Raw genomic sequence first — 24,783 nt, 5'->3', positions numbered from 1 at the left:
TCTAGAATTGTCGCTGCCTGATACGCCAGATCAGCGCCAGTGTCATCCCTGCCCAGACCGCGGCAATCATGAACCATTGCACGGCATAGCTGAGATGATTGTTCGGAATACCCTGAATGGCGACCGGCATGGGTTCGACGCCCTGCATTTCTCCGGCGACCGACGCCGCCACGACCAGCAGCGGTTCAGTCCCAAGCTGCTCTGCCATGGCCGGCACGTCTCGGGCAAACCAGATGTTCTCAGAAAGATTGGGAGCGGGGGTGGCCGATCCCTTTTCATCAGGCCAATGCAGGTTTCCCGTGACCTCAAGCCGGACCGGCGGGCGAGGGTCACGCTTGTGATCCTGATCGACGAAGCCGCGATCAAGAAGAATGTGCCTTCCGTCATCCGTCACGAAACCCGAGATGACCTGGTAGCCCCCACCGCGTTCGCGGGTGCCCGAAAGGACGTCGATCTCGTTGCCAGTCGTCTTGCCCGAAACGAAGACCGGCTGGTATTTCATGTCGGGGGTGAAGTGGTCCGGCAGGGCCACGGGCTCACTCTCGATGCGGCTCTGGATCTGGGCGAGCATCGCCTCTTTCCAGTCCAGCCGATGGAGTTGCCAAAACCCCAGGGACATGAGCACGGCGCAGCCCAGAACGCCGATCAGCACGGGAAATAGATAGCGGCGCATCTGCCCTTCCAATGAAAACGGCGCGAGAGACATGCCCCGCGCCGTCAGGAAACTCAGCTTGGGATCAACGGCCCCAGATATAGACCACAACAAAGAGGAACAGCCAGACCACGTCGACGAAGTGCCAGTACCAGGCAGCGGCCTCGAAGCCGACATGTTGCTTCTGGGTCATCTGGCCGCGCATCATCCGGATAAGGCAGACGAAAAGAAAGATCGTCCCGATGATGACATGCACACCGTGGAATCCCGTCGCCATGTAGAAGGTACCGGCATAGACCGTATCGGCCAGCCCAAAAGCCGCGTGGCTGTATTCATAGGCCTGCAGCGCCGTGAAGCACAGGCCAAGGATCACCGCCACGATCAGACCGTTGATGGTGGTCTTGCGATCCCCCTCATGCACGAAGGCATGGTGCGCCCACGTGACAGCCACACCCGACAGGAGCAGGATCAGCGTGTTGATCAGCGGCAGGTGCCACGGGTCAAAAGTCACGATGCCCTCGGGCGGCCAGACGCCGTCCTTGATCGGGCTGTCCGGCCCCATCGGATACATGGCGTTCTTGATGAACGCCCAGAACCAGGCGACGAAGAACATCACCTCGGACATGATGAACAGGATGAAACCGTATTGCAGGCCGATGCGGACAACCGGGGTATGCTCGCCCGTCTCGCCCTCGGTCACCACATCGGCCCACCAGCCGAACATAACGTAAAGCACCGCGACCAGACCGATCAGGAACATCCAGGGACCTTCGACGGGGATGCCGCCGATGGTGATCCCCTTCATCCAGGCAACCGCGCCCGTCAGCATCACGAAAGCACCGATCGCGCCGAAAAACGGCCAAATCGAAGGCGGAAGAATCTGGTAGTCGTGGTTCTTTACATGGGCCATGGCTGCGTTCCGCTGTTGCTGCGTGTTGTTGCTCTAGTTGATCGACTTGTCCGTCGCCTCCTTCAGCGCCGCCTGCTTCGGCGCCGAGGGCTCGCTGCGGTGGAATGTATAGGACAGGGTAATGTCACGGACACGGTTTGCGTCGCGGTCATCGACGATTCCCGCATCCACGAAGAAGCTCACGGGCATCTCGACCCGCTCGCCCGGCTGCAATGTCTGCTCGGTAAAGCAGAAACATTCGATCTTGTTGAAGAAATATCCGGCGACGTCAGGCGCAACGTTATAGCTGGCCGTCCCGGTGATCGGCACGTCGCTGGTATTGATCGCTTCGTAAAATGCGATGGCGTTCTCGCCAATGCGCAACTCCATCTCACGCTGAAGCGGTCTGAATGTCCATCCCATATTCGGGTCGACATTGGAATCGAAGCGGATGCGGATCTTTTCATCCAGCACGACATCCGAGGCCCGTTCGGCGACATTGGTGGTGCCGCCATAGCCTGTGACACGGCAGAACCAGTTATAAAATGGCACGGCGGCCCAGGACAGGGCACCCATGACGATCACGACGCCGACCAGGGTCAGCACAGTTCGACCGTTCGAGCGCGGCTGCGTCACTGGCCGCCCCCCTCGGATTGACCCATTGCCTTGGCTCCGGGCGTCCCGGGCGCGGCAACCGGGCCGCCCTGCGCGGCAGGAGGGTTCGGGTCGCGCGGCAGAACCGAGGCACGAGGCTGGTGATCGTACCCCTCCATCATGTCGCCATTGGTGATCTTGACGACCGAAAGTCCGAAGACCAAGGCAACAAAGGACAGAAGCACGACGAGCAAGCCGAGATTGCGGCTGCGTCGGCGTTTGTGAAGCTCATGTTCGACCTGCGGCAGCATCACCATGCCCCCACCCAATGCTGGACCAGCAGCGCAAGGAAATGCAGGAAGAGGTAATAGAGCGACAGCCGGAAATAACGCTTCTCGACCTTGTAGCTGTCGCCTTGGGCCTGATCTTCGGTTCGACGCAGGATCTGCCATCCACCGGCAATGAACAGGGCGTTCAGCACCGCCGAAATCGACAGGTACACCCAGCCACCAATCGAAGTGAAGCCGAGCCACAGCGCGAAGGGCGCAAGCACCAAGGTATAGCCGAAGACATGGCGCCGCGTCACCTTGCGCCCATGCGTCACGGTCAGCATGGGAACGCCGGCCTTGGTGTAGTCATTGTTCATGAAAAGCGCGAGCGCCCAGAAATGCGGCGGCGTCCAGAAAAAGATCAGGGCGAACATCAGCAGGGATTCGATGCCGATCCCCCCGGTAGCGCAGGCCCAACCTATCATCGGAGGGAATGCACCTGCCGCCCCGCCGATCACGATGTTCTGTGGCGTCGAACGCTTGAGCCACATCGTATAGACAACTGCGTAAAAGAAGATGGTGAAGGCAAGAAAAGCTGCCGCGAACCAGTTCGCCGCGAGACCAAGCATCATCACGGAAAGGCCAGAAAGCGCGAGGCCGAATGCAAGCGCATCCTGTTTCGGGATCAATCCCGCCGGAACCGGCCGCCCCGCCGTGCGCTTCATCACGGCGTCGATATCGGCATCATACCACATGTTGAGCGCGCCAGATGCCCCACCGCCTAGCGCGATGAAAAGAATCGAGCAGAAAGCCACGAAGGGATTCATCGTGACCGGCGCCACCCAAAGACCGACAAAGGCCGTGAAGACCACCAGCGACATCACCCGCGGTTTCAGCAAGGCGACGTAGTCTCCGAAACCGGCCTCTGCCGGCCCGTGATATGCGTTGATCTCGGCCACTTTCGATCCTTATTCGGCCGAGGCCAGCTTCACGGGCTGACCCGGCAGGTAATCGGATGCATCGGCCGCGAATTCTTCCTTGGCGCCCGCAAGCCACGCATCATATTTCTCTTGCGCGACCGCTTTCACGACGATCGGCATATAGGCGTGGTTGATACCGCAAAGCTCCGAGCACTGGCCGAAATAGACGCCTTCCTGATCCGCTTCGAACCAGAGTTGGGCGATACGGCCCGGCACGGCGTCCTGCTTCACGGCAAATGCAGGAATGGTCCAGCTATGGATCACGTCCGTTGCAGTGACCTGAACCAGAACCTTCTTGCCGATCGGCACCACCACCGGGTTGTCTGCCGCAAGCAGGTATTCGTCTTCGGAATAACCGGCCTCGGCAAGCGCGTCCTTTTCCAGCATCAGCGCGTCGAATGCAATGCCGTCATTCGGGTATTCATAGGACCAATACCACTGATGACCGATCGCCTTGATCACGAGATCGGGATCATTGGGCATTTCCTGGCTACGGAAAAGGGCAGGCAATGAGAATGCCCCGATCGCCACGAGGATAAGGACCGGGACCAGGGTCCATGCGATTTCGAGCGGTGTATTATGCGTGAAACGGGCGGGGACTGGGTTTGCGCGCCGGTTGTAGCGGACGATACAGATCAGCAGCAACAGGCAGACAAAGATCGTCACTGCCGTGATGATGTAGAGAACGAAGTGGTCAAGCCACTGTTGATCATGGGCCAGCGGGCTCGCCGCGGGTTGAAAGCCCATGCCACCATTATGGGGCTTGCCGATCACGGGCAGGTCACCCAGCACGTCCTGTGCGGCGGCCGGGATCCCCGCCAGAGCCGCAAGTCCAAGGCCAGTTCCCGCCGCCAGCGCGCGGCGCATCGTCGCAAATGCCATTATCCCATCCCGTTGCCTACTATCCCGCCGGCGAGCCCAGGTCCTCCAGCCCGGCCGACATCGGTAGTGTTTGACAAGCATATCTTCTATTCTCGGGCAAGTCATACCTATCGACTTGCGACCAAAAAGCCCCTAGTCGAGGCTTTCTGGCAAAAGGACTTTCGCATGACCGACTCGCCGTTTTCACCGTTTGAAACCCATTTGGACCGCAGCCAGGCGTTGCAGATCCTGAATGAGGCACTGGTTGGGGCGGATGACGGAGAGCTGTTTCTTGAACGTTCGCGCGGGGAAACGCTGGTCTTCGACGATCGCCGCCTGAGAACCGCAAGCTATGATGCGGAGCAAGGTTTCGGCCTGCGCGCCGTGCGCGGAGAGGTCACGGGATATGCACATTCCACCGAGATCGGCGAAACTGCATTAAGGAAGGCCGCCGATACTGTTCGTCTTGCCGTCGGCGATGGTGGCGGCACCCTGGCGCTGCCCCCCGCGGCCAATATCACCCCGCTTTATGCGGCGATCGACCCTGCCGAGGGCATCAGCTTCGCCGCGCGCGTCGCTCTCCTGCGCGAGATCGACAGTTTTGCACGCGATCTTGACCCGCGCGTCGTCCAGGTTTCGGCCAGCATTTCCACCTCGGTTCAGGAAATCGCGATCCTCAGGCCGGAAGGTGGCCTTGCGACCGACCTGCGCCCGATGGCGCGTATCAATGTGTCGGTCATCGTGGAATCGAACAGCCGGCGCGAATCGGGCAGTTCCGGGGGCGGCGGGCGCGTTCCGCTGGATGGTCTGATCGCGCCTGAGCATTGGCAGGCCCACGTCCGCGAGGCGCTGCGCATCGCGCTTGTGAACCTGCGTTCCGTCCCTGCCCCGGCAGGCGTGATGGATGTGGTGCTTGGCCCCGGCTGGCCGGGCATCCTGCTGCATGAAGCTGTGGGGCACGGGCTGGAAGGAGATTTCAACCGCAAAGGCCATTCCGCCTTTGCCGGGCTCTTGGGCCAGCGTGTGGCCGCGCCCGGTGTAACAGTGATCGACGATGGCACGATCCCGAACCGGCGCGGTTCGATTTCGGTCGACGACGAGGGGAATGCGCCGGCGCGTAACGTTCTGATCGAGGACGGCATCCTGGTGGGATACATGCAGGACCGGCAGAACGCGCGGCTGATGGGGGTCGAGCCGACCGGAAACGGCAGGCGCCAAAGCTACGCCCACGCTCCGATGCCAAGGATGACCAACACCTTCATGCTGGCGGGTCAGGACGATCCGGCTTCGATCGTTGCCGATCTCAAGGATGGCATCTATGCCGTGGGATTCGGCGGCGGTCAGGTCGATATCACGAACGGAAAGTTCGTCTTTTCCTGCACCGAGGCCTATCGGGTCAAGAACGGACAGGTCGGCGATCCGATCCGGGGCGCGACGCTCATTGGCGACGGCGCGACCGCGTTGCAGAGGATCCGCGCGATTGGCAACGACCTCGCGCTGGATCCCGGCATCGGCAATTGCGGCAAGCAGGGCCAATGGGTGCCGGTCGGGGTCGGTCTTCCGAGCCTGATGATCGGCGGGCTGACGATCGGGGGCTCCGCCTCCTGAATTGCGGGCCGCGAAGCCGAGTGGAACGGATTGAGTGCGGCTAACCTCTTTTTAACCATTCCCGTGCCATGACTTTCCCGCGGATGAGGCGGAGGCATGAACCGAAATGGCGCGACCGCGGAAGACAGGACCCCACCACCCTCGCTATCCGTCCTGCGCCGACAGCGCCGTGGCGTCGCTTCGCCTCATCCGCTCGCGCAAGGTCGGGCCTGCGACATTCCACCGGCTCTTGACCGCGCATGGCACTGTGGAACGCGCGATTGCCGCCCTGCCCGAGATCGCCCGAGAGGCGGGAGTTGCCGACTACTTCCCCTGCACGGTCGAGGCCGCGGAGGCGGAGATCGAGAAAGGCTACCGGCTTGGGGCCCGGCTCGTTTGCTGGGGCGATGACGACTATCCCACGCGCCTGCGCGAAATTGCCGAGGCTCCGCCGGTCCTGTGGATGCGCGGGAACAGCCGCGTTCTTGATCGCCTTCCCATCGCCGTGATCGGTGCACGAAATGCCTCGTCTCTTGGCCTGCGCATGGCACATGGACTTGCGTCAGCCTTGGCCGAAGCGGGGGCCAGCGTCGTGGCAGGACTTGCCCGGGGGATCGATACCGCCGCCCATCACGCGACGCTTGCACAAGGGACGATCGCGATCATGGCGGGCGGAATCGACGTGATCTATCCGTCAGAAAACAAGGGGCTGGCCGAAGCGATCTGCGAAACAGGGCTTCTGGTGACCGAACAGCCTCCGGGAATCGAGCCGATTTCGCGTCATTTCCCGGCGCGCAACCGGATCATTTCCGGCCTTTCCGAAGCCGTGGTGGTGATCGAGGCTGCACAGCGCTCGGGCAGCCTGATCACGGCGAAATCGGCACTCGACCAGGGCCGCGAGGTCATGGCCGTGCCAGGCCATCCCATGGACGCGCGGGCCTCTGGCTGCAACGCGCTTATCCGTGACGGGGCTGTACTGATCCGAAATGCCGAGGATGTGCTTGCGGCACTTTCACCAGATGCGTCGAACATGGGAATGCGACTTGGAGGCGGCAGGATTGCCCCCACGCAGCCCGAACCTTGCCCGGATCACGGTGGAAGCCAGGCCGCCGCCCGTCGAGCGACGGAAAGTCCCGACGCCGGGACGACCGCCCTGCCCGCCACCGAAAATGCTGACACGAACGGTCCGGAGGCGATTGAGGTGCGCATCATCGCCCTTCTGGGTCCGAGCCCGACCGAGGAAAACATGCTGATCCGCGATCTGGGCCTGCCCGCGGCGCTCCTGGCCCCGGTGCTGCTGTCACTGGAGCTGTCGGGACGGGTCAGGCGACTTGCCGGCGGACGGATCGCCTTGACCGATTGACCCCTGACCCGCGCGTCCTCAGAAGAAAGCCTGCAGCCCGGTGATTGCCCGCCCCAGGATCAGGGCATGAACGTCATGCGTGCCTTCATAGGTATTGACCGTTTCAAGGTTGGCCGCATGGCGCATGATCTGGTAATCCTCCTGGATACCATTGCCGCCATGCATGTCGCGCGCGATCCGCGCAATCTCAAGCGCCTTGCCGCAATTGTTCCGCTTGACGATCGAGATCATCTCGGGCGCGGCCTGTGCCTCGTCCATCAGCCGCCCCACGCGAAGGCTTGCCTGCAGACCGAGCGAAATCTCGGTCATCATGTTCGCGAGCTTCAACTGGAACAGCTGGGTATTCGCCAGCGGGCGTCCGAATTGCTGACGATCCAGACCATATTGGCGCGCCGCGTGCATGCAGAATTCGGCGGCTCCAAGCGCACCCCAGCTGATGCCATAGCGCGCGCGGTTGAGACAGCCGAACGGCCCTTTCAGCCCCTCGACGCCGGGCAGCAACGCGTCCTCGCCGACTTCGACGGCATCCATCACGATCTCGCCTGTGATCGAGGCCCGCAAAGACAGTTTGCCGCCGATCTTTGGCGCAGACAGCCCCTTCATGCCCTTTTCAAGAACGAAGCCGCGGATCTTGCCACCATGGGCTTCGGACTTGGCCCAGACGACGAAGACGTCCGCGATCGGCGCGTTCGAGATCCACATCTTTGACCCCGAAAGCACATAGCCACCCTCGGTTTTTCTCGCGATGGTCTTCATGCCGGCAGGGTCGGACCCCGCGTCGGGCTCGGTCAGGCCGAAGCAGCCGATCCATTCGCCCGAAGCAAGTTTCGGCAGATACTTCCGACGTTGTTCATCCGAGCCATAGGCGTGAATTGGATACATCACCAGGGATGACTGGACCGACATCATGCTGCGATAGCCGGAATCGACCCGCTCGACCTCACGCGCGACAAGGCCATATGCAACATAGGATGCGCCGATGCCGCCGAATTCCTCGGGGATGGTGATCCCCAGAAGCCCCATTTCCCCCATTTCGCGAAAGATCTCGGGGTCGGTTATCTCATCGCGGTAAGCGGCAATCACCCTGGGCTGTAGTCGATCCTGGGCATAGGCTCGTGCTGCATCGCGCAGCATCCTCTCTTCCTCGCTCAGTTGCTGATCCAGGCGGAACGGGTCCTCCCAGTCGAAACGTCCAAGATCGGGCAAATCCTTAGGTTTCAAAGCCACATCACTCTCCTGCTCGGCGCAATCCTGCCGGTTCAAATCTGCTCGGCGGAATGCAGCTTGCTCACCCCGTGGTCACGAGCTTGTTCAGGAACCGGACAAACGTAGTCCGGTTATGGTGCGACCCGATCTACGCGTCCATCGGAAAAGGAACCGACATGCGTCGCATTTTGAAAACGACCACGGCAATCGTGGCAAGCCTTTCGCTGATTGCGCCCGACCTGGCGCTGGCTCAGGCCGACCCCCAGCAGGACGAAATCATCCTGCAGCAGAAAAAGAAGGAGCAGCAGCAGGACCAGGCGGAGAAGCAGCAGAAAAAGCAGGAGCGCAAGGAAGCGCAAGAGCAGGCCCGGCAGCAAAAGCAGCAGGAAAAGAAGCAGCGCGAAGAGGCCAAGCAGAAAGAGCGGCAGGAGAAACAGCAAGATCAAAAGGCTGCCAACCGCAACGAGAACCCCGACCAACCGAAGGCGCAGGACCGCCAGCCGCGCCGCGAACAGGTTGATGAGAGGGCCCGTGAGCCCGAGTCCCAGGCACAGCGCGAGCGCAAGGATGCCCCAGCCCCGAAGGCAGAAGCACCAGAGCAGCGGCGTCTCGTTCCTGGCGAACCTGAAAAGACAGCGGCACCCGAAGCATCCGACGCTCAGGCTCAGAAAGGCGAGCCTCGCGAAAAGGCCGCCCAGCCGCGGGATGATGCACGCCAAAAGCAGCGGGGGGTCGCAGAGGAGGCTGCAACGGAACAGTCGCGGGATCGCGACGTTTCGGCACCTGTCGCGGGACTGCCCGCAGCCGCGATCGGCGAGGGAACGCAAGACGAGCGCCGCGCCGTTCAGGACGAAAAGCAGCCAGGTCGCAGGCAGGGCGAAGCCGCAGATGCAGCGCTGAAGCCCAAGCAAGACGCTGGAGCCGACCGAGAGAAAGCAGAGCGCCGCGCACAACCTGACACATCCCCGGATTCGGGTGAATTGCGCCGCGCCATGGAGGAAAAGGAGCAGAAGCAGAAAGCGGAGCGCCGGGCCCGGCAGGAGGGTCAACAGCCCGCGCCAGAGGGCGGAGAACCGCGGGAGCGTGACGCCAAGCGTGCCGAGAAGGAAACCCGCCAGGCAGATCAGAAGGGCGGCGAGTTGACCCCTAACGAGCTGCAGCGACGCCTTGAGCGCGGCGACGGCGAGGCACAGGTTGCGGCCCCCGAAGCGCGTCATGCCCCCAGCGAAGTCTCGAAGCGGGCAGCCGAAGTCACTGCACTTCCGGCGGCGGCGGCGCTCGCGGCCGGGAAATCCGAAGGCAAGATCACCGAGCAGAAGATCGGCGAGAATGCCGTGCGCCGTTCTGACGAGGAGTTCCGCACCCGCGTCGAAGATGGTGCCCAAGACGAAAACGGCCGTCGCCTGCGGGAACAGGACCTGCGCCGCGATCTTGAACGTCGCGAAGGGGAAATCCGTCAGGGCGAACGTGATCTCGATCGTCGAGAGCGCGATCTGCAGCGCCGCGAGGATGAACGCCGCGAGGCGCGGGACAATGATAATGATGATGACGACAAGGACAGGCTCAAGCAGATCGGCACGCTGCTACTGGCCGGTGCGGCCGGCATGGCGGTCGGAAAGCTTCTGGATGGCAATCGACAGGTTGCGCTGAACACCGGGGACCGGGTGGTGACCATGCTGCCGGACGGCAGTCAGCAGATCATCCGCGACGACAACGCCCTGCTTTATCAGCCTGGTTCCGACGTGCAGACTGAAACTTTTGCCGACGGCTCGACCCGCACGACCGTTCTGCGGGCGGATGGCAGCCGCGTCGTGACCATTCGCGATGCCAACATGAATGTGCTGCAGCGTTGGCTGGTCAGTCCGGACGGGCGCGAAACACGGCTGATCGACGATACCAACGTGCAGCCCGTCCAGGTGTCAACCCTGCCGCAACCGAAGCCGGTCCAGTACTATGACCGCCCCCTGCGCGAGGATGAATTGCGGGCGGCCCTGCTCAGCGAATCCGGGGCGGATCGGCGCTTTTCGCTGGGACAGATCCGGGACATCCCCGAGGTTCGTTCACTGGTCGCGCCAGTCAACGTCCCCCAGATCACCTTCGATACCGGGTCTTCGGCCCTGACATCTGACCAGGCAGACCAGCTGGCCACACTGGGGAAGGTGATCCGCGATTCGATCGACGAGAACCCGAACGAGATCTTCATGATCGAGGGCTATACCGATGCCGTCGGATCTCGTGCCATGAACCTCGCGCTTTCGGACAGGCGGGCGGAATCTCTTGCCCTGGCCTTGACCGAATATTTCCAGGTGCCGCCCGAGAACATGGTGGTTCAGGGCTATGGCGAAGAATTCCTGCTGGTGCCGACCGAGACGGCCGAGCGCGCAAACCGCCGCGTCGCAGTGCGTCGCATCACGGATCTTCTGGCGCAGGGCAATAACTAGGCCCCATGTGAAAAACGAAAACCGCGGGCAGTTGCCCGCGGTTCTTGATTTGCTTCAATCCAGTCCGGTTTAGCCGAGCGCGTAGCCGGTTCCGCGCACGGTCCGGACCGGATTTTCCCCACCATTCACCATGAGCGCCTTGCGAAGCCGTCCAACATGGACGTCAATGGTGCGGGTATCGACGTAGATATCGCGGCCCCAGACCCGGTCCAGAAGCTGTTCGCGGGTCCAGACACGTCCCGGCTTTTCCATCAGCGTCGAAAGCAGGCGGAATTCGGTCGGCCCGAGGTGCAACGGCTGGCCGGCACGGAAGACACGGTGTTCGCCTGCATCCAGGATGATATCGCCATAGGAAAGCCGCTCGCCCATCGTGGCCGGGCGCGTGCGGCGCAACTGGGTGCGCAGGCGAGCCATGAGTTCGACAACCGAGTAGGGTTTGACGACATAGTCGTCGGCACCGGTTTCAAGCCCGCGAACCCGGTCCACCTCTTCGGAACGCGCCGACAGCATGATGATCGGGATCTGACGCGTGTTCGGATCGGCCTTGACACGACGGCAGACCTCGATCCCGCTGACATTCGGCAGCATCCAATCGAGCACGATCAGATCGGGCTGTTCTTCGGCAACCAGCAGCATGGCCTCGTCGCCATTCTCGGCCAGAACAACCGTGAAACCTTCGGCCTCGAGATTGTATTGCAGCACCTCGCGCTGAGCGCCTTCGTCCTCGACGACCAGCACGCAGGGTTGGGTCTGTGCCATCGTCAGTCCTCGCCCTCGTTCAGGGTGGCCCGGGTGACGCTGTCGCTTTTCGGACGCGCGTCCTCGGGCAGCTCGCCGGTCGCAAGGTAGATGACCTGCTCGGCGATCCCCGTGGCATGGTCACCCATGCGTTCGATGTTCTTGGCGATGAAATGCAGATGCATGCAGGCCGTGATGTTGCGCGGGTCTTCCATCATGTAGGTCAGGAATTCGCGGAACAGCGCATTGTACATCTGGTCCACTTCCAGATCACGCTTGCGCACATCGGCGGCCAGAGCCGCATCGCGCTGGATATAGGCGTCCAGCGCATCCTTCATCATGCCCTCGACCGTCAGAGACATGCGCCGCAATGCCATGCCCGAGCTTTCGACGGCCGGCATATGGACCAGAACGTGGCTGCGCTTGGCGATGTTCTTCGCATAATCGCCCACGCGTTCGAGAATGGCCGAGATCTTGATGACCGTCAGCGCGGTGCGCAGATCGGTCGCGCGCGGCGCGCGCAGGGCGATCAGTCGCGCGGCCTCTTCGTTGATCTTCAATTCGAGTTCGTCGATCGCCTTGTCACGACGGCGGACATCCTCGGCCAGTTCCTCGTCGCGCGTTTCCAGGGCGATGGCAGAGTCGTGGATGGCCGTTTCGACCATCCCGCCCATCTTGACCACCAGCGCCTGGACACCTTCGAGATCGCGGTCGAAGGCCGACATGATATGACGTTCGCTGTTCATCTGAAATCCTTTCGGGACCGGCTCAGCCGATGCGGCCGGAAATGTAGCTTTCCGTGCGGGGATCGCGCGGCCGGGTGAAAATGTCGTCCGTATCGCCATATTCGACCAGGTTGCCCAGGTGGAAGAAGGCCGTCTTCTGGCTGACGCGCGCGGCCTGCTGCATCGAGTGCGTCACGATCACCACGGAAAACTTTTCGCGCAGCTGATCGATAAGGTCTTCGACCTGGCTCGTCGCGATGGGGTCCAGAGCCGAACAGGGCTCATCCATCAGCAGGACCTCGGGCGAGGTCGCCACGGCGCGGGCAATGCAAAGGCGCTGCTGCTGACCGCCCGAAAGACCCGTTCCCGGCTCGCTCAGGCGATCCTTGACTTCGTTCCAGAGGGCGGCACCGCGCAGTGATTTCTCGACCAGGTCGTCCAGTTCAGCCCGGTTGCGGGCCAGGCCGTGGATGCGCGGACCGTAAGCCACGTTGTCATAGATCGACTTCGGGAAGGGGTTGGGTTTCTGGAAGACCATACCGACGCGGGCGCGAAGCTGCACCGGGTCAACGCGGCGATCATAGATGTCTTCGCCGTCCAGGTCGATCTGGCCATCGACGCGGCAATTCTCGATCGTGTCGTTCATGCGGTTGAGGCAGCGCAGGAAGGTCGACTTGCCGCAGCCCGAAGGTCCGATAAAGGCAGTCACCGTCTTGTCGAGGATGTCTACGTCGACATCCTTGATGGCATGCTTGTCGCCGTAATAGACCTGAACCTTGCGGGCGGAGATCTTGATATCCGTCTGTTCCACGGCGCGCTCCAGAATTCTCATGTCGTTCATATTGGTAATTCCTTTCTGGATTTACCACCGCCGCTCGAATTTGCGACGCAGGAAAATGGCGATAAGGTTCATGCACAGCAGGAAGACGAGCAGGACGATGATCGCCCCGGATGCACGTTCCATGAAGGCCGGATCAGCGCGTTGGGTCCAGTTGTAGACCTGAACGGGCAGAGCCGAGGCCGGATCGAACAACCCTTCCGGCGGCGCGCCGGGGAAGTTCTTGACGAAGGCCACCATACCGATCAGCAGGAGCGGAGCGGTTTCCCCCAATGCCTGCGCGAGGCCGATGATCGTCCCGGTCAAGATGCCTGGCAAGGCCAGCGGCAGGACGTGGTGGAAGACCGATTGCATCTTCGAGGCCCCTACCCCAAGCGCAGCTGAACGGATCGAGGGCGGAACGGCCTTGAGCGCCGCGCGGGTCGCGATGATGATCGTCGGCAGGGTCATCAGCGTCAGCACGAGGCCGCCGACGATCGGTGCCGATTGCGGCAGGCCCGCGAAGTTGATGAAGGCGGCAAGGCCGAGGATACCGAAGACGATCGAAGGCACGGCCGCGAGGTTCGAGATATTGACCTCGATGATATCGGTCAGCCGGTTCTTGGGCGCGAATTCCTCAAGATAGATCGACGCGGCGACACCGATCGGAACGGCCAGGAAAAGCACGACCAGCATCATGTAGAGCGAGCCCAGGATCGCGACGCCGACGCCTGCGGCCTCGGGACGCTGGTCGGACGCATCGGGATTGGTCAGGAAGGACCAGTTCCACTCGGTCGCGAGCATCCCCTTTTCCTTGAGCGCGTCAGCCAGTCGAAGTTGCTCGGGAGAGGTATTGCTGTCACGCGCCGCGCTCTCCAACGAGACACGGCCCTTGTAGTAGCCGTCGACGCGGCCATTGACCAGCACGCGACCGTCGATGGTCTGGCCGATGATTTCCGGATCGGCCAGCACCTGGTTGCGAAGCTGGGCCGAGGCCTCTTTCGAGATCAGGTCCTTGATGTCCTTGTCGGCGATCCCGTCGATGACGATGCCGTTTTCCGTGATCGCGGTCTGCAGCGCCTCGTCGAGCAGCTTGCCATAGGTCAGCGTCAGGACCTTCTTGATTTCCTCGAGGTCGCGATTGCCGCTTTTGTCGATCTGCGCGGCATCGAGGGTCACCGGCAGTTCGAGATAGGTCTGGCGGAATGCTCCGAGACCGTTGCCGAGAATCGTGCTGAGCAGGATGATCAGCGCAATGATCGAAATGATGATTGCGCCCAGGCCATAGGCGCGGAAGCGCGCCTCGGCGGCATTGCGTTTGCGGGTGCGCTCATCGGCAACGAGCAGAGAGCTTTTCGGATGCGGCGCGCTCGATGCAGTCGGGAGGGTTGCGTCGGTCATTCGTATTGCTCCCGATACTTGCGCACGACGTAGAGCGCGACGATGTTCAGCCCAAGCGTGACGACGAACAGCGTCAGGCCCAAAGCAAATGCGACCAGCGTTTCGGGCGCGGCGAAATCGGTATCACCGGTCAACTGGCTGACGATCTTGACGGTGATCGTCGTCATGGCCTCGAACGGGTTCAGCCCCATCCGCGCGGCGGCGCCAGCGCCCATCACCACGATCATGGTTTCTCCGATCGCACGCGATGCGGCCAGAAGGATTGCGCCCACGATGCCGGGCAAAGCGGCTGGAAGGACGACCTTGCGCACAGTCTCGGACCGGGTCGAGCCAAGGCCGTAGGCGCCGTCACGCAGCGATTGGGGCACCGCGTTGATGATGTCGTCGGAGAGCGAGCTGACAAAGGGGATCAGCATGATGCCCATGACCAGTCCCGCCGTCATCACGGAGGAGCCGGAGCTTCCCAGACCCAGCGGCTGTGCGAAATAGTCGCGCAGCAACGGTCCAACGGTAATCAGCGCGAAAAGACCGTAGACAATGGTGGGAATGCCCGCGAGGATTTCGATCAGGGGTTTCGCAATGCTGCGCAGCCGATGCGAGGCATATTCGGACATGTAGATTGCCGCGAACAGCCCGATCGGGATCGAAACCGCCAGCGCGATGACCGAGATGTAAAGCGTGCCCCAAACCAATGGCAGAATGCCCAGTTCGGACCCTCCACCGAAGCGCGGCGACCAGGTCGTGCCGAAGAAGAAATCCTGCCAGGGATACTGGCTGAAGAAGTTCCCGGTTTCGAACAGCATCGACAGCACGATGCCCGCAGTGGTCAGGATCGCGATGCTCGAGCAAAGGATCAAAAGGCCGCGCACGAAGGTTTCGACGGCATTGCGGGCACGGAAATCCGGTGCCGTGCGCGAAAGGGAAAGGCCCAGGCCCGCGACTGCAAGTGCCAGCGATACGGCTGCAAGGACCCAGCGGTCGACACCCGGTTGCGCAAATAGCCAGATCGCGATCAGGAACAGGGCAGGAACAGCGGTGAACAGCGCGATGTTCCAGCCGTAATAGCTGGTGCGCGAATGCAGCTTGCGGGAATCGCCACCGGCCGCCGCGAGAACGCGCGAGCGGCCGATAACAAATCCGGCGGCTGCCATGGCCAGGACGATCAGCAAGGTCCAGGAGACAGGCATGTGAGCCTCGGATTGGGGACGGGAAGGACGAAACTCGGCGCGGGGGAGTGCCCCCCCGCGCCTTTCAGGATCAGTTGGTCAGCGTCGTTTCGTTGGCAACGGCCGATTGCGTGGCCGCCAGTTCCGGGTCAGCAACCAGACCGTAGGCGGCCAGCGGGCCTTCCGGGCCGGCCAGCTCGTCCGACACGAAGAATTCGACATATTCCTTCAGGCCCTGGATCTCGCCGATATGGGCTTTCTTCACATAGAAGAACAGCGGGCGCGAAACCGGGTATTCACCCTTGGCGATGGTTTCGGTCGAAGGCGTCACGCCGCCGATGGTCGCGACCTTCAGCTTGTCGGTGTTGTTTTCATAGAAGGACAGGCCGAAGACGCCGATGCCGTTCTTGGCCGACTGGATGCGGGCCAGGGTTTCGGTGTAGTCGCCGTCGATATCGACCGACTTGCCGTCGGTGCGCAGTGCCATGCAGGCTTCCTTGGCAGCATCTTCGCCCAACTCGGCCGTGAACACGTCAGCGGCGCCCGATTCCTTGCAGCCAGCGGCGATGACTTTCTCTTCGAACACTTCGCGGGTGCCGTGCTTGGTGCCCGGAACGAAGGCCAGGATCTCTTGCTCGGGCAGGTCGGCGCGCACTTCGTTCCACTTGGTCGCGGTGTTTTCGACGACCTTGCCGTCTTTCACGACCTTGGCGGCCAGCGCGTTGAACCAGTCAGCGGCGGTGAACTGGAAGTCATTGCCTTCGATGTCGCTGGCAAAAACGATGCCGTCATAGCCGATGCGGACTTCCATGATGTCGGTCACGCCAGCGGCCTTGCAGGCTTCGATTTCCGATTCCTTGATCGCGCGCGACGCGTTGGCGATGTCGATGGTGTTTTCGCCGACGCCTTCGCAGAATTTCTTGAGACCCGCCGAGGAACCGCCCGATTCCACGACCGGGGTCGGGAAGTCGGAGTTCTCGCCAAAGGCTTCCGCGACGATGGTGGCATAGGGCAGCACGGTGGAGGACCCAGCGATCTGGATCTGGTCGCGGGCCGAAGCAATCGTCGCCGAGGCGGCGATCATGGCAAGGGCCGAAACGGCGATTTTTGCGGTTTTCATAGGATCACTCCTGAACATTTCCTGAGAGCCGGGATCGGCCTGCGCGATCCCTAGTGTCGTTTTGCGACGCTTATGCGAAGGAAGTGTGACGAGAGTGTGACAATTGGCCTGAAGCTGGCCCGAAGGCCAGAATCCTGGGGACAGTTTTATCCTATATGACCACGCTGTCCGCCGGTCTGGGCGCGGTCGAGAAGCAGGTGATCGAGGACCACGCAGGCTGCCATAGCCTCGGCAATCGGCACGGCGCGGATGCCGACGCAGGGATCGTGACGGCCCTTGGTGATAAGCTCGATTTCCTCGCCTCGCTGGTTGATCGTGCGGCGCGGGGTCAGGATCGAGCTTGTCGGCTTGACCGAGAACCGGACGGCGATGTCCTGGCCGGTCGAGATACCGCCCAGAATGCCCCCGGCATGGTTCGAGAGAAACTCCGGACCGCCTTTGCCCATCCGGATCTCGTCGGCATTCGCGGTGCCGGTCATGGCCGCCGCAGCCATGCCTTCGCCGATCTCGACGCCCTTGACCGCATTGATCGACATCATCGCCGCCGCAAGGTCGGTATCAAGCTTGGCATAGACCGGCGCGCCGAGCCCCGGCGGGCAACCCTCGATCAGAACCTCGATCGCGGCGCCGACGCTGTTTTGATCCTTGCGGATGGCGTTCAGATAGTCCCCCCAGGCCGGAACGGCCGATGCGTCGGGCAGGAAGAACGGGTTGTTGGCGATCTCGGAGGCGTCGAAATTCGCGCGATCCAGATGCAGTTCGCCCATCTGGATCATGTATCCGGTGATCTTCAGGCCCGGCACGAGATCGCGCAGCACCGCCTGAGCCACGCCCCCTGCCGCAACGCGGGCGGCCGTTTCGCGCGCGCTCGAGCGCCCACCGCCGCGATAGTCGCGAATGCCGTATTTCATCTGGTAGGCGATATCGGCATGGCCGGGCCGGAAGGCCTGCGCGATGTCGCCGTAATCCTTGCTGCGCTGGTCGGTATTCTCGATCATCAGCTGGATCGGCGTGCCGGTCGTCTGGCCTTCGAACACGCCCGACAGAATGCGGACCTGGTCGGGTTCCTGCCGCTGGGTGGTGAATTTCGAAGTGCCGGGTCGGCGCCGGTCAAGGAAGTGCTGGATGAACGCTTCGTCCAGGGCCACGCCGGGCGGGCAGCCATCGACGGTTGCACCAAGCGCCGGGCCATGGCTTTCGCCCCAGGTGGTGAAGGTGAAGATGCGCCCGAAGGAATTGAAGCTCATATGTCCGACCCTTTTCGCCTGCGATAGCGGCCGAATCCGGCGCAGGCAACGGGAAATCCTGGCGAAACGGACAGAAACTCAGCGCTTCCGAATCACCAATTCGCAAATTAAATCTTTTTGTATCAAACCGCTAATTGCATTCACATCGCGTTCACGCCCATCATGGAAATATCCGCGCTGTTGCAAACGAAGCGGAAATGGGGACGCATCGTGGCAGCGAGGCGCAAGAAAATCTGGCCCGGAGGGCGGCAGGATCGGGCGTTCGGCCCGGCAGGGCGTGTTCTATCGTCAGTTGCGCGGAAGATCCGCATGGGATTTTCCGACCTGGAAATCGGTCTGCTCATTCTCGACTATGCCCGGCAAGCCGGGCATCATGCAAAGGAACGGGTCAAACTGGGTCACTGCTCGCTGTGCTTGTGGTGGGGTGCGGCAGGGCAGTAAGGGAGGGCGCGGGCCGGAGACACCCGCGCCCTTTCCCCTTTCCGGTCCTGCCCGCACCGCCCGTGCAGCAGGCGTACACAGCCCGTACACCGCGCGTACACAGGCAACGCCCGCCGCGTTCAGCCCCTGTTAACGAGCCACCATGGATGATCCGGCCAGGATGCAGGGCGGATGGGCGCGATGGTCGGCAAGGCGGAAGAGCAGCGACGGGTGAATTATCACTACATGGCGGATGCCATGCGGATGCTGGAATGGGATCTGCACCAGCGGCTGATGGCCGATCTGCGCATCCCCGAGGAATGGCACGAAATCGCCCGCGACAAGGGCGAACGGAAGAAGACCCGCGTGACCATCCGGCTGGACGATGAGATCGCGCGCTTCTTCCGCTCGACCGGGGCGGATTGGCAGCCAAGGTTGAACCGGGTGCTGTCGGTCTGGATGCATGCGCGGCTGGCCGGAATGATCCGCGGGGCCGAGACGATGGATTACATGAAGCGCCGGATCGAAGACGGGCTCGACGGCCCCCGGCCGCGCTGGGGTGATCTGCAACGGATGGAAGAGGAAGTCCTGGGCGATGAGGCCACGGGCTGGGACGAGGCGGGCGTGCCGCTGGGCGAGGAGCGGGTTTCGAGTGCGGTGCGGCGGGTGGAGTTGGATGGGAAGAGGGGGTGAGGATTGAGCCCGCTTCGATCCCAAGGGGGCAATGCCGCATTCTGCGCGAACGGATCGATTGCCAAGCAACCGGTCACCCTCTGCCCTTGCATCTTTGCAGCCCACGCTCAGCCAAGGGCAGGCCGGGGGGAAGAGGTGCGGAGATTCGAGAGGCGGCCTGCACGGGTCAAGACCACGGACCGGTCCGGGCTTTGATGTCTTCCGTCCCGGCCGGGTTTGCGGACAACCGCGGATCTGGTCGAGGCGAGAGAATGTCCTGCCTTCCCACGCAGGCGCGCGTGGTTCTGCGATCTCTGCCGCGATCCCGCGAGATTGATCTGTATTTCGTTCTCGTGGCCTTGGCACACGCCATCCATCGCGTCAGGCGTTATATTAGGGCGGGAACGAACCTGCGGAGCGGCGGACCGGTCCGGGCTTTGATGTCTTCCATCCCGGCCGGGGTTGCGGACAACCGCGGATCTGGTCGAGGCGAGAGAATGTCCTGCCTTCCCACGCAGGCGCGCGTGATTCTGCGATCTCTGCCGCGATCCCGCGAGATTGATCGGAATTTCGCGCTCGTGGCCTTGGCACACGCCATCCATCGCGTCAGATGTTATAGTAGGGCGGGAACGAACCTGCGGAGCGGATGATTGCAGGCATTTTCAGGCATCACGGCGCTTCTCGTCGGCATCGTTCTTATCATGCTTGGAAACGGCATGCAGTTTACGCTGATGGGGCTGCGCGGCGCCATAGAGGGCTTTTCCGCGCCCGAGCTCGGCATCATCACCTCGGGGTATTTTGCAGGCTTTCTCAGCGGTGCGCGCTACAGCCCGGTCTTGATCAGGCGCGTGGGGCATGTCCGCGTCTTCGGCGCCCTTGGTGGGTTGATGTCGGCAGGATTGATCGCCTTTCCGCTGATGTCCGACCCTTGGTCCTGGACGGCGCTGCGCGTGTTGATCGGCTTTTGCATGTCGGGAATATACGTCACCGCAGAGAGTTGGTTGAACGCAAGATCGACGAACGAGACCAGGGGCAAGGTTCTCGCAGCCTACATGATTTGCCAGACCTTGGGCATCATAGGTGCGCAGTGGCTTCTCACGCTGGGCGATGCGGCGACATCGACCTTGTTCATCGGCGCCTCCATCCTCGTCTCGATTTCCTTTGCGCCGATCCTCCTGTCGGTCTCGCCCGCCCCGGCTGCCGATGTGTCTCGCTCGATTTCGCTCAAGAGCCTGTTTTCGAGCTCTCCACTGGGCGCGACCGGTATTTTCTTTCTTGGCGCCATCTACGCGACGCAATCTGGCATGGGGGCCGTCTTTGGCGTTCAGACGGGCATGACAGCCGATGCGATCTCGCTGTTCGTGGCTGCGCTTTTTGCGGGGGCCCTTGTCTTTCAATATCCGATCGGATGGCTTTCCGATCGCATCGACCGCCGCAAGGTGATCTGTGGGTCGGCGCTGATCGGCGCCGTTTTCTGCGTCCTTGGTTTTTTTGCGGGAAACAACGAGTTCGCGCTGATCAGCGCAGCATTCATCGCTGGCGGCATGACGACACCGCTTTATGCCCTGCTGCTGGCATATACCAACGACTATCTTACCGCAGACGAAATGCCCGGGGCATCCGGCGGACTTGTTTTCGTGTTCGGTGCAGGGGCGATTCTGGGGCCGCTGATCACGGGTTGGACCATGGATGCGACGGGTCCGTTCGCGTTCTGGACGGTTCTCGGGGCGACCTTCACGGTGATCGCCGCATATGCGCTGTACCGCATGTCGCGACGCGTGCAGATGCCCGTCGAGGACACGGAGAGCTATATCAGCGTGGTTCCCGGGGCGACCCCGGTTGCGGTGGAGGCAGCGAGCGCCTGGGCTGCGGAAAACGCTGAACTCGACCCGCTGGACGACGACGCGCCAAGGTGAGCCGCGCATTCGCCGCCTTTGACGGGATCTTTCGGACCTCGTCCCGGATCGTCATCGAGAACCTGACCGTGACCGCGTTTCCGAAACTGCCAGGAAAAAACAAGGGCCTCTCATCCGAGAGGCCCTGTGTCGTCGTTCTGGTGGACGGGCCGCGCCTTATGCCTGCAGCGAACGCACCCCGACTTCCCCTTCGCCGCGCGACTTGATCGCTGCCACGGCGGCGATGCTGCCGGCGGCGGTGGTGTAATAGGGGATCTTGTCGTTCAGCGCGACGGCGCGGATTTCGCGCGAGTCGGCGATGGCCTGGGCGCCTTCGGTCGTGTTCAGGACCATCGCGATCTCGCCATTCTTCAGGCGGTCGACGATATTCGGGCGGCCCTCATAGACCTTGTTCACGAGCCCGGTTTCGACCCCTGCCGCCTTGAGGAAGCTTGCCGTGCCGCTGGTCGCGATCAGGCGGAAGCCCATCGCGGTCAGGTCGCGGGCGGCAGCGGCCAGCGCCTCGGTCTTGTCGGCATCCTTGACCGAGATGAAGACCAGCCCCTCTTCGGGAAGATGCGTTCCGGCACCCATCTGCGACTTGAGGAAGGCGCGGGCGAAGGTGCGATCCCAGCCCATGACCTCGCCGGTCGAGCGCATCTCCGGGCCGAGGATGGTGTCGACGCCGGGGAAGCGGGCGAAGGGCAGCACGGCTTCCTTGACCGAGAACCAGGGCGTGTTCGGATCGGCGAGCGTCAGCGGGTCGGCGAAGGGCAGCGGGTCTTCGGGACCGACGCCCGCCGGATAGGGCGCGCGGGCCGGGAAGTTCGACATCGGTTCCCCGGCCATCAGGCGCGCGGCGATCGAGGCAATCGCGCTGTCGGTGGCCTTGGCGACGAAGGGCACGGTGCGCGAGGCGCGCGGGTTGACTTCGAGCACGTAGATCTCGCCGTCCTTCAGCGCGAACTGGACGTTCATCAGGCCAACCACGTTCAGCGCCTTGGCCATCGCCTCGGTCTGGACCTTCAGCTCGGCAATCGTGGCGGCATCAAGCGTGTGGGGCGGCAGCGAACAGGCGCTGTCGCCCGAATGCACGCCGGCTTCCTCGATATGCTCCATGATGCCCGCGACATGGACGGTCTTGCCGTCGGAAAGCGCATCGACATCGACCTCGATCGCGCCCGAAAGGTAGCTGTCGAGCAGGACGGGGCTGTCGCCCGAGACGTTCACGGCCTCGCGGATGTAGCGGTTGAGCTGGTCCATGTCGCGCACGATTTCCATCGCGCGGCCGCCCAGCACGTAGGACGGGCGGATGACCAGCGGGAAGCCGACGCGCTTGGCGATCTCGATGGCCTGCTCGTCCGAGGAAGCGATGCCGTTGACCGGCTGCTTCAGGCCGAGGTCGTTCAGGAGCTTCTGGAAGCGCTCGCGGTCCTCGGCCAGGTCGATCGCGTCCGGCGTGGTGCCGAGGATCGGGATGCCTTCTTCTTCCAGCGCATTCGCGAGTTTCAGGGGCGTCTGGCCGCCGAATTGCACGATGACGCCGTGCAGCGTGCCGTTTTCCTGCTCGATGCGCAGGATTTCAAGGACGTGTTCCAGGGTCAGCGGCTCGAAATAGAGGCGATCCGAGGTGTCGTAATCGGTCGAGACGGTCTCGGGATTGCAGTTGACCATGATGGTTTCATAGCCGGCCTTGGTCAGCGCGAAGCAGGCATGGCAGCAGCAATAGTCGAACTCGATGCCCTGGCCGATGCGGTTCGGGCCACCGCCAAGGATCACGACCTTCTTGCGGTCCGAAGGACGGGCTTCGTTTTCCACGTCGCCCATCGCGGGGGCTTCGTAGGTCGAATACATGTAGGGCGTCTGGGCCTCGAACTCGGCGGCGCAGGTGTCGATGCGCTTGAAGACCGGATGCAGGTCATGGGCGCGGCGGGCCTTGCGTACGGCGGTTTCGGACTGGGCCGAAAGCGTCGCAAGGCGGGCATCGGTGAAGCCCATCATCTTGAGCTTGCGCAGGGCTTCCAGATCGGTCGGCAGGCCGTTTTCGCGCACGGCATTTTCCGCATCCACGATCTCGCGCAGGCGCGACAGGAACCACGGATCGAAGGCCGTGGCGTGCTGGATTTCGTCATCCGTCAGGCCCTCGCGCATGGCTTGCGCGATCAGGCGCAGGCGGTCGGGGGTCTGGGCGCTGATGGCCTTGATGACGGCGGCCTTGTCGGGCGCGCCGGGGATCTCGATCTCGTCAAGGCCGGTCAGCCCGTTCTCCATCGAGGTCAGCGCCTTTTGCAGCGATTCGTGGAAGGTGCGGCCAATCGCCATGACCTCGCCCACGGATTTCATCGCGGTGGTCAGTTCCGGCTTCGAGCCCGGGAATTTCTCGAAGGCGAAACGCGGGATCTTGGTCACGACATAGTCGATCGAGGGCTCGAAGGAGGCCGGGGTGACCTTGGTGATGTCGTTGTCGAGTTCGTCCAGGGTGTAGCCGACGGCCAGCTTCGCGGCGATCTTGGCGATCGGGAAGCCGGTCGCCTTGGACGCAAGCGCCGAGGACCGCGAGACGCGCGGGTTCATCTCGATGACGACCATACGGCCGTCTTTCGGGTTCACCGCCCATTGCACGTTCGAGCCGCCGGTCTCGACGCCGATTTCGCGCAGCACGGCGATCGAGCCGTTGCGCATGTTCTGGTATTCGCGGTCGGTCAAGGTCAGCGCGGGGGCAACGGTGATCGAATCGCCCGTATGAACGCCCATCGGGTCGACGTTTTCGATCGAGCAGACGATGATGGCGTTGTCGGCGCGGTCGCGGACGACCTCGAATTCATATTCCTTCCAGCCGAGCAGCGATTCATCGACCAGCACCTGCGCAACGGGCGAGGCTTCCAGGCCCGAACGGATGATGCGTTCGTAATCGTCGCGGTTATAGGCGACGCCGCCGCCAGTGCCGCCAAGGGTGAAGGCGGGGCGGATGATCGCGGGCAGGCCGATTTCTTCCAGATCGGCGATTGCCTGCGCGATCCCGGCCTTGATGTCATATTTGCCGTTCGAGAGCTTGGGCGCGGAAACGATGGTCGCGCGCGGATTTTCCAGCCCGATGCGGTCCATGGCCTCGCGGAACAGCTTGCGGTCTTCGGCCATTTCGATGGCGGCGCGCTGCGCGCCGATCAGTTCGACGCCGTAGCGGTTCAAGACGCCCGCATCTGCCAGCGCCAGCGCGGTGTTCAACCCGGTCTGGCCGCCCATCGTGGGCAGAAGCGCGTCGGGGCGTTCCTTGGCGATGATCTTTTCGACCATTTCCGGGGTGATCGGCTCGATATAGGTCGCATCGGCCATTTCCGGGTCGGTCATGATCGTCGCGGGGTTCGAGTTGACCAGGATGACCCGGTAACCTTCCTCGCGCAGCGCCTTGCAGGCCTGGGCACCGGAATAGTCGAATTCGCAGGCCTGGCCGATGACGATGGGCCCGGCGCCGATGATCAGGATGGATTTGATATCGGTTCTTTTCGGCATGACGGCATCCTCGGCTGGCGGCTGATAAATCGACCGGGGTTATAGCCATGACAAGCCAAGGCGCAAGGGTGGGAAACGTCCCCCGCGCCAAAAATCGCCTCTCCGCATCTGGCGGAAGATATGTGCTGCATTGCAGCGGCATCCGCCCCCGCAGCGCAGAATCGAGACCCTAGAATCGAGCCCATGGAAACTGCAAGCGGAAAGGTGATGCCGGGTGTCGATATCGGCAC

21 protein-coding genes are annotated in these 24,783 nt (G+C 62.5%); 6 read left to right on the top strand and 15 right to left on the bottom strand.

The features are described from left to right. Window position 1 precedes the first annotated feature (1 nt). The 6 genes from RGQ15_RS08565 to coxB form a co-directional block, all read right to left on the bottom strand. Window positions 2-673, bottom strand: coding sequence for an SURF1 family protein (locus RGQ15_RS08565; RefSeq protein WP_311159797.1), 672 nt, complete (start codon window positions 671-673; stop codon window positions 2-4). 64 nt (window positions 674-737) lie between these two features. Beyond that, entirely contained in the window at window positions 738-1,562 is an 825-nt protein-coding gene (locus RGQ15_RS08560) for a cytochrome c oxidase subunit 3 (RefSeq protein WP_311159796.1), read from the bottom strand. Between the two features lie 33 nt (window positions 1,563-1,595). Continuing rightward, the gene (locus RGQ15_RS08555) at window positions 1,596-2,177 is read right to left on the bottom strand and encodes a cytochrome c oxidase assembly protein (RefSeq protein ID WP_311159795.1); all 582 of its coding nucleotides are present in this window, start codon (window positions 2,175-2,177) and stop codon (window positions 1,596-1,598) included. After that, window positions 2,174-2,452 carry a hypothetical protein gene (locus RGQ15_RS08550; RefSeq protein ID WP_311159794.1) on the bottom strand — a complete coding sequence of 93 codons (279 nt, stop codon included), beginning with the start codon at window positions 2,450-2,452 and terminating at the stop codon, window positions 2,174-2,176. Before RGQ15_RS08550 ends, RGQ15_RS08555 begins: the two co-directional genes overlap by 4 nt. Further along, window positions 2,446-3,363 (bottom strand): heme o synthase, encoded by a 918-nt coding sequence (gene cyoE / locus RGQ15_RS08545; protein ID WP_311159793.1) that lies wholly within the window; start codon window positions 3,361-3,363, stop codon window positions 2,446-2,448. The genes RGQ15_RS08550 and cyoE overlap by 7 nt, the downstream gene beginning before the upstream one ends. A gap of 9 nt (window positions 3,364-3,372) precedes the next feature. Beyond that, window positions 3,373-4,266, bottom strand: coding sequence for a cytochrome c oxidase subunit II (gene coxB, locus RGQ15_RS08540; RefSeq protein WP_311159792.1), 894 nt, complete (start codon window positions 4,264-4,266; stop codon window positions 3,373-3,375). A gap of 165 nt (window positions 4,267-4,431) precedes the next feature. Between coxB and tldD the strand changes: the two genes are divergently transcribed. Then, window positions 4,432-5,853 carry a metalloprotease TldD gene (gene tldD / locus RGQ15_RS08535; RefSeq protein ID WP_311159791.1) on the top strand — a complete coding sequence of 474 codons (1,422 nt, stop codon included), beginning with the start codon at window positions 4,432-4,434 and terminating at the stop codon, window positions 5,851-5,853. Window positions 5,854-5,959: 106 nt separating this feature from the next. Continuing rightward, window positions 5,960-7,195, top strand: a complete 1,236-nt coding sequence (gene dprA, locus RGQ15_RS08530) for a DNA-processing protein DprA (RefSeq protein ID WP_311159790.1) — start codon at window positions 5,960-5,962, stop codon at window positions 7,193-7,195. An 18-nt stretch (window positions 7,196-7,213) separates the two neighbouring features. On the opposite strand, the gene RGQ15_RS08525 is transcribed toward dprA, so the two are convergent. Then, entirely contained in the window at window positions 7,214-8,422 is a 1,209-nt protein-coding gene (locus RGQ15_RS08525) for an acyl-CoA dehydrogenase (protein ID WP_311159789.1), read from the bottom strand. A 155-nt stretch (window positions 8,423-8,577) separates the two neighbouring features. On the opposite strand from RGQ15_RS08525, the gene RGQ15_RS08520 reads away from it, so the two are divergent. Next, on the top strand, window positions 8,578-10,842 hold the full coding sequence (locus tag RGQ15_RS08520; protein WP_311159788.1) for an OmpA family protein: 2,265 nt from the start codon (window positions 8,578-8,580) through the stop codon (window positions 10,840-10,842). Between the two features lie 69 nt (window positions 10,843-10,911). Here RGQ15_RS08520 and phoB read toward each other — a convergent pair whose 3' ends face one another. The 7 genes from phoB to aroC all read right to left on the bottom strand — a co-directional run bounded on the left by phoB (window position 10,912) and on the right by aroC (window position 18,056). Further along, window positions 10,912-11,601: a phosphate regulon transcriptional regulator PhoB gene (gene phoB / locus RGQ15_RS08515; protein ID WP_311159787.1), complete on the bottom strand. Its 690-nt coding sequence runs from the start codon at window positions 11,599-11,601 to the stop codon at window positions 10,912-10,914. A 2-nt stretch (window positions 11,602-11,603) separates the two neighbouring features. Next, the gene (phoU, locus tag RGQ15_RS08510) at window positions 11,604-12,326 is read right to left on the bottom strand and encodes a phosphate signaling complex protein PhoU (RefSeq protein WP_311159786.1); all 723 of its coding nucleotides are present in this window, start codon (window positions 12,324-12,326) and stop codon (window positions 11,604-11,606) included. 22 nt (window positions 12,327-12,348) lie between these two features. Beyond that, window positions 12,349-13,146, bottom strand: a complete 798-nt coding sequence (pstB, locus tag RGQ15_RS08505; RefSeq protein ID WP_311159785.1) for a phosphate ABC transporter ATP-binding protein PstB — start codon at window positions 13,144-13,146, stop codon at window positions 12,349-12,351. A gap of 21 nt (window positions 13,147-13,167) precedes the next feature. Further along, complete coding sequence (gene pstA, locus RGQ15_RS08500; protein ID WP_311159784.1) at window positions 13,168-14,523, bottom strand: phosphate ABC transporter permease PstA; 1,356 nt, start codon at window positions 14,521-14,523, stop codon at window positions 13,168-13,170. Beyond that, window positions 14,520-15,710 (bottom strand): phosphate ABC transporter permease subunit PstC, encoded by a 1,191-nt coding sequence (gene pstC / locus RGQ15_RS08495; protein ID WP_311159783.1) that lies wholly within the window; start codon window positions 15,708-15,710, stop codon window positions 14,520-14,522. Before pstC ends, pstA begins: the two co-directional genes overlap by 4 nt. Before the next feature lie 70 nt (window positions 15,711-15,780). Beyond that, entirely contained in the window at window positions 15,781-16,809 is a 1,029-nt protein-coding gene (locus RGQ15_RS08490; protein WP_311159782.1) for a substrate-binding domain-containing protein, read from the bottom strand. A 146-nt stretch (window positions 16,810-16,955) separates the two neighbouring features. Then, window positions 16,956-18,056 (bottom strand): chorismate synthase, encoded by a 1,101-nt coding sequence (aroC, locus tag RGQ15_RS08485; protein WP_311159781.1) that lies wholly within the window; start codon window positions 18,054-18,056, stop codon window positions 16,956-16,958. Window positions 18,057-18,365: 309 nt separating this feature from the next. On the opposite strand from aroC, the gene RGQ15_RS08480 reads away from it, so the two are divergent. From RGQ15_RS08480 to RGQ15_RS08470, 3 genes are all read left to right on the top strand, one after another. Then, the gene (locus RGQ15_RS08480; RefSeq protein ID WP_311159780.1) at window positions 18,366-18,497 is read left to right on the top strand and encodes a hypothetical protein; all 132 of its coding nucleotides are present in this window, start codon (window positions 18,366-18,368) and stop codon (window positions 18,495-18,497) included. A gap of 171 nt (window positions 18,498-18,668) precedes the next feature. Further along, window positions 18,669-19,169 (top strand): BrnA antitoxin family protein, encoded by a 501-nt coding sequence (locus RGQ15_RS08475; protein ID WP_311159779.1) that lies wholly within the window; start codon window positions 18,669-18,671, stop codon window positions 19,167-19,169. A gap of 629 nt (window positions 19,170-19,798) precedes the next feature. Next, the gene (locus RGQ15_RS08470) at window positions 19,799-21,064 is read left to right on the top strand and encodes an MFS transporter (protein ID WP_409201310.1); all 1,266 of its coding nucleotides are present in this window, start codon (window positions 19,799-19,801) and stop codon (window positions 21,062-21,064) included. 156 nt (window positions 21,065-21,220) lie between these two features. Here the strand turns inward: RGQ15_RS08470 and carB are convergent, their stop codons facing one another. After that, window positions 21,221-24,553 (bottom strand): carbamoyl-phosphate synthase large subunit, encoded by a 3,333-nt coding sequence (gene carB, locus RGQ15_RS08465; RefSeq protein ID WP_311159778.1) that lies wholly within the window; start codon window positions 24,551-24,553, stop codon window positions 21,221-21,223. Window positions 24,554-24,783 lie beyond the last annotated feature (230 nt).

The sequence above is a fragment of the Paracoccus sp. MBLB3053 genome (assembly GCF_031822435.1).
In the GTDB taxonomy this organism is placed as follows: domain Bacteria; phylum Pseudomonadota; class Alphaproteobacteria; order Rhodobacterales; family Rhodobacteraceae; genus Paracoccus; species Paracoccus aurantius.
This window is presented reverse-complemented; position numbering and strand designations above follow the sequence as displayed.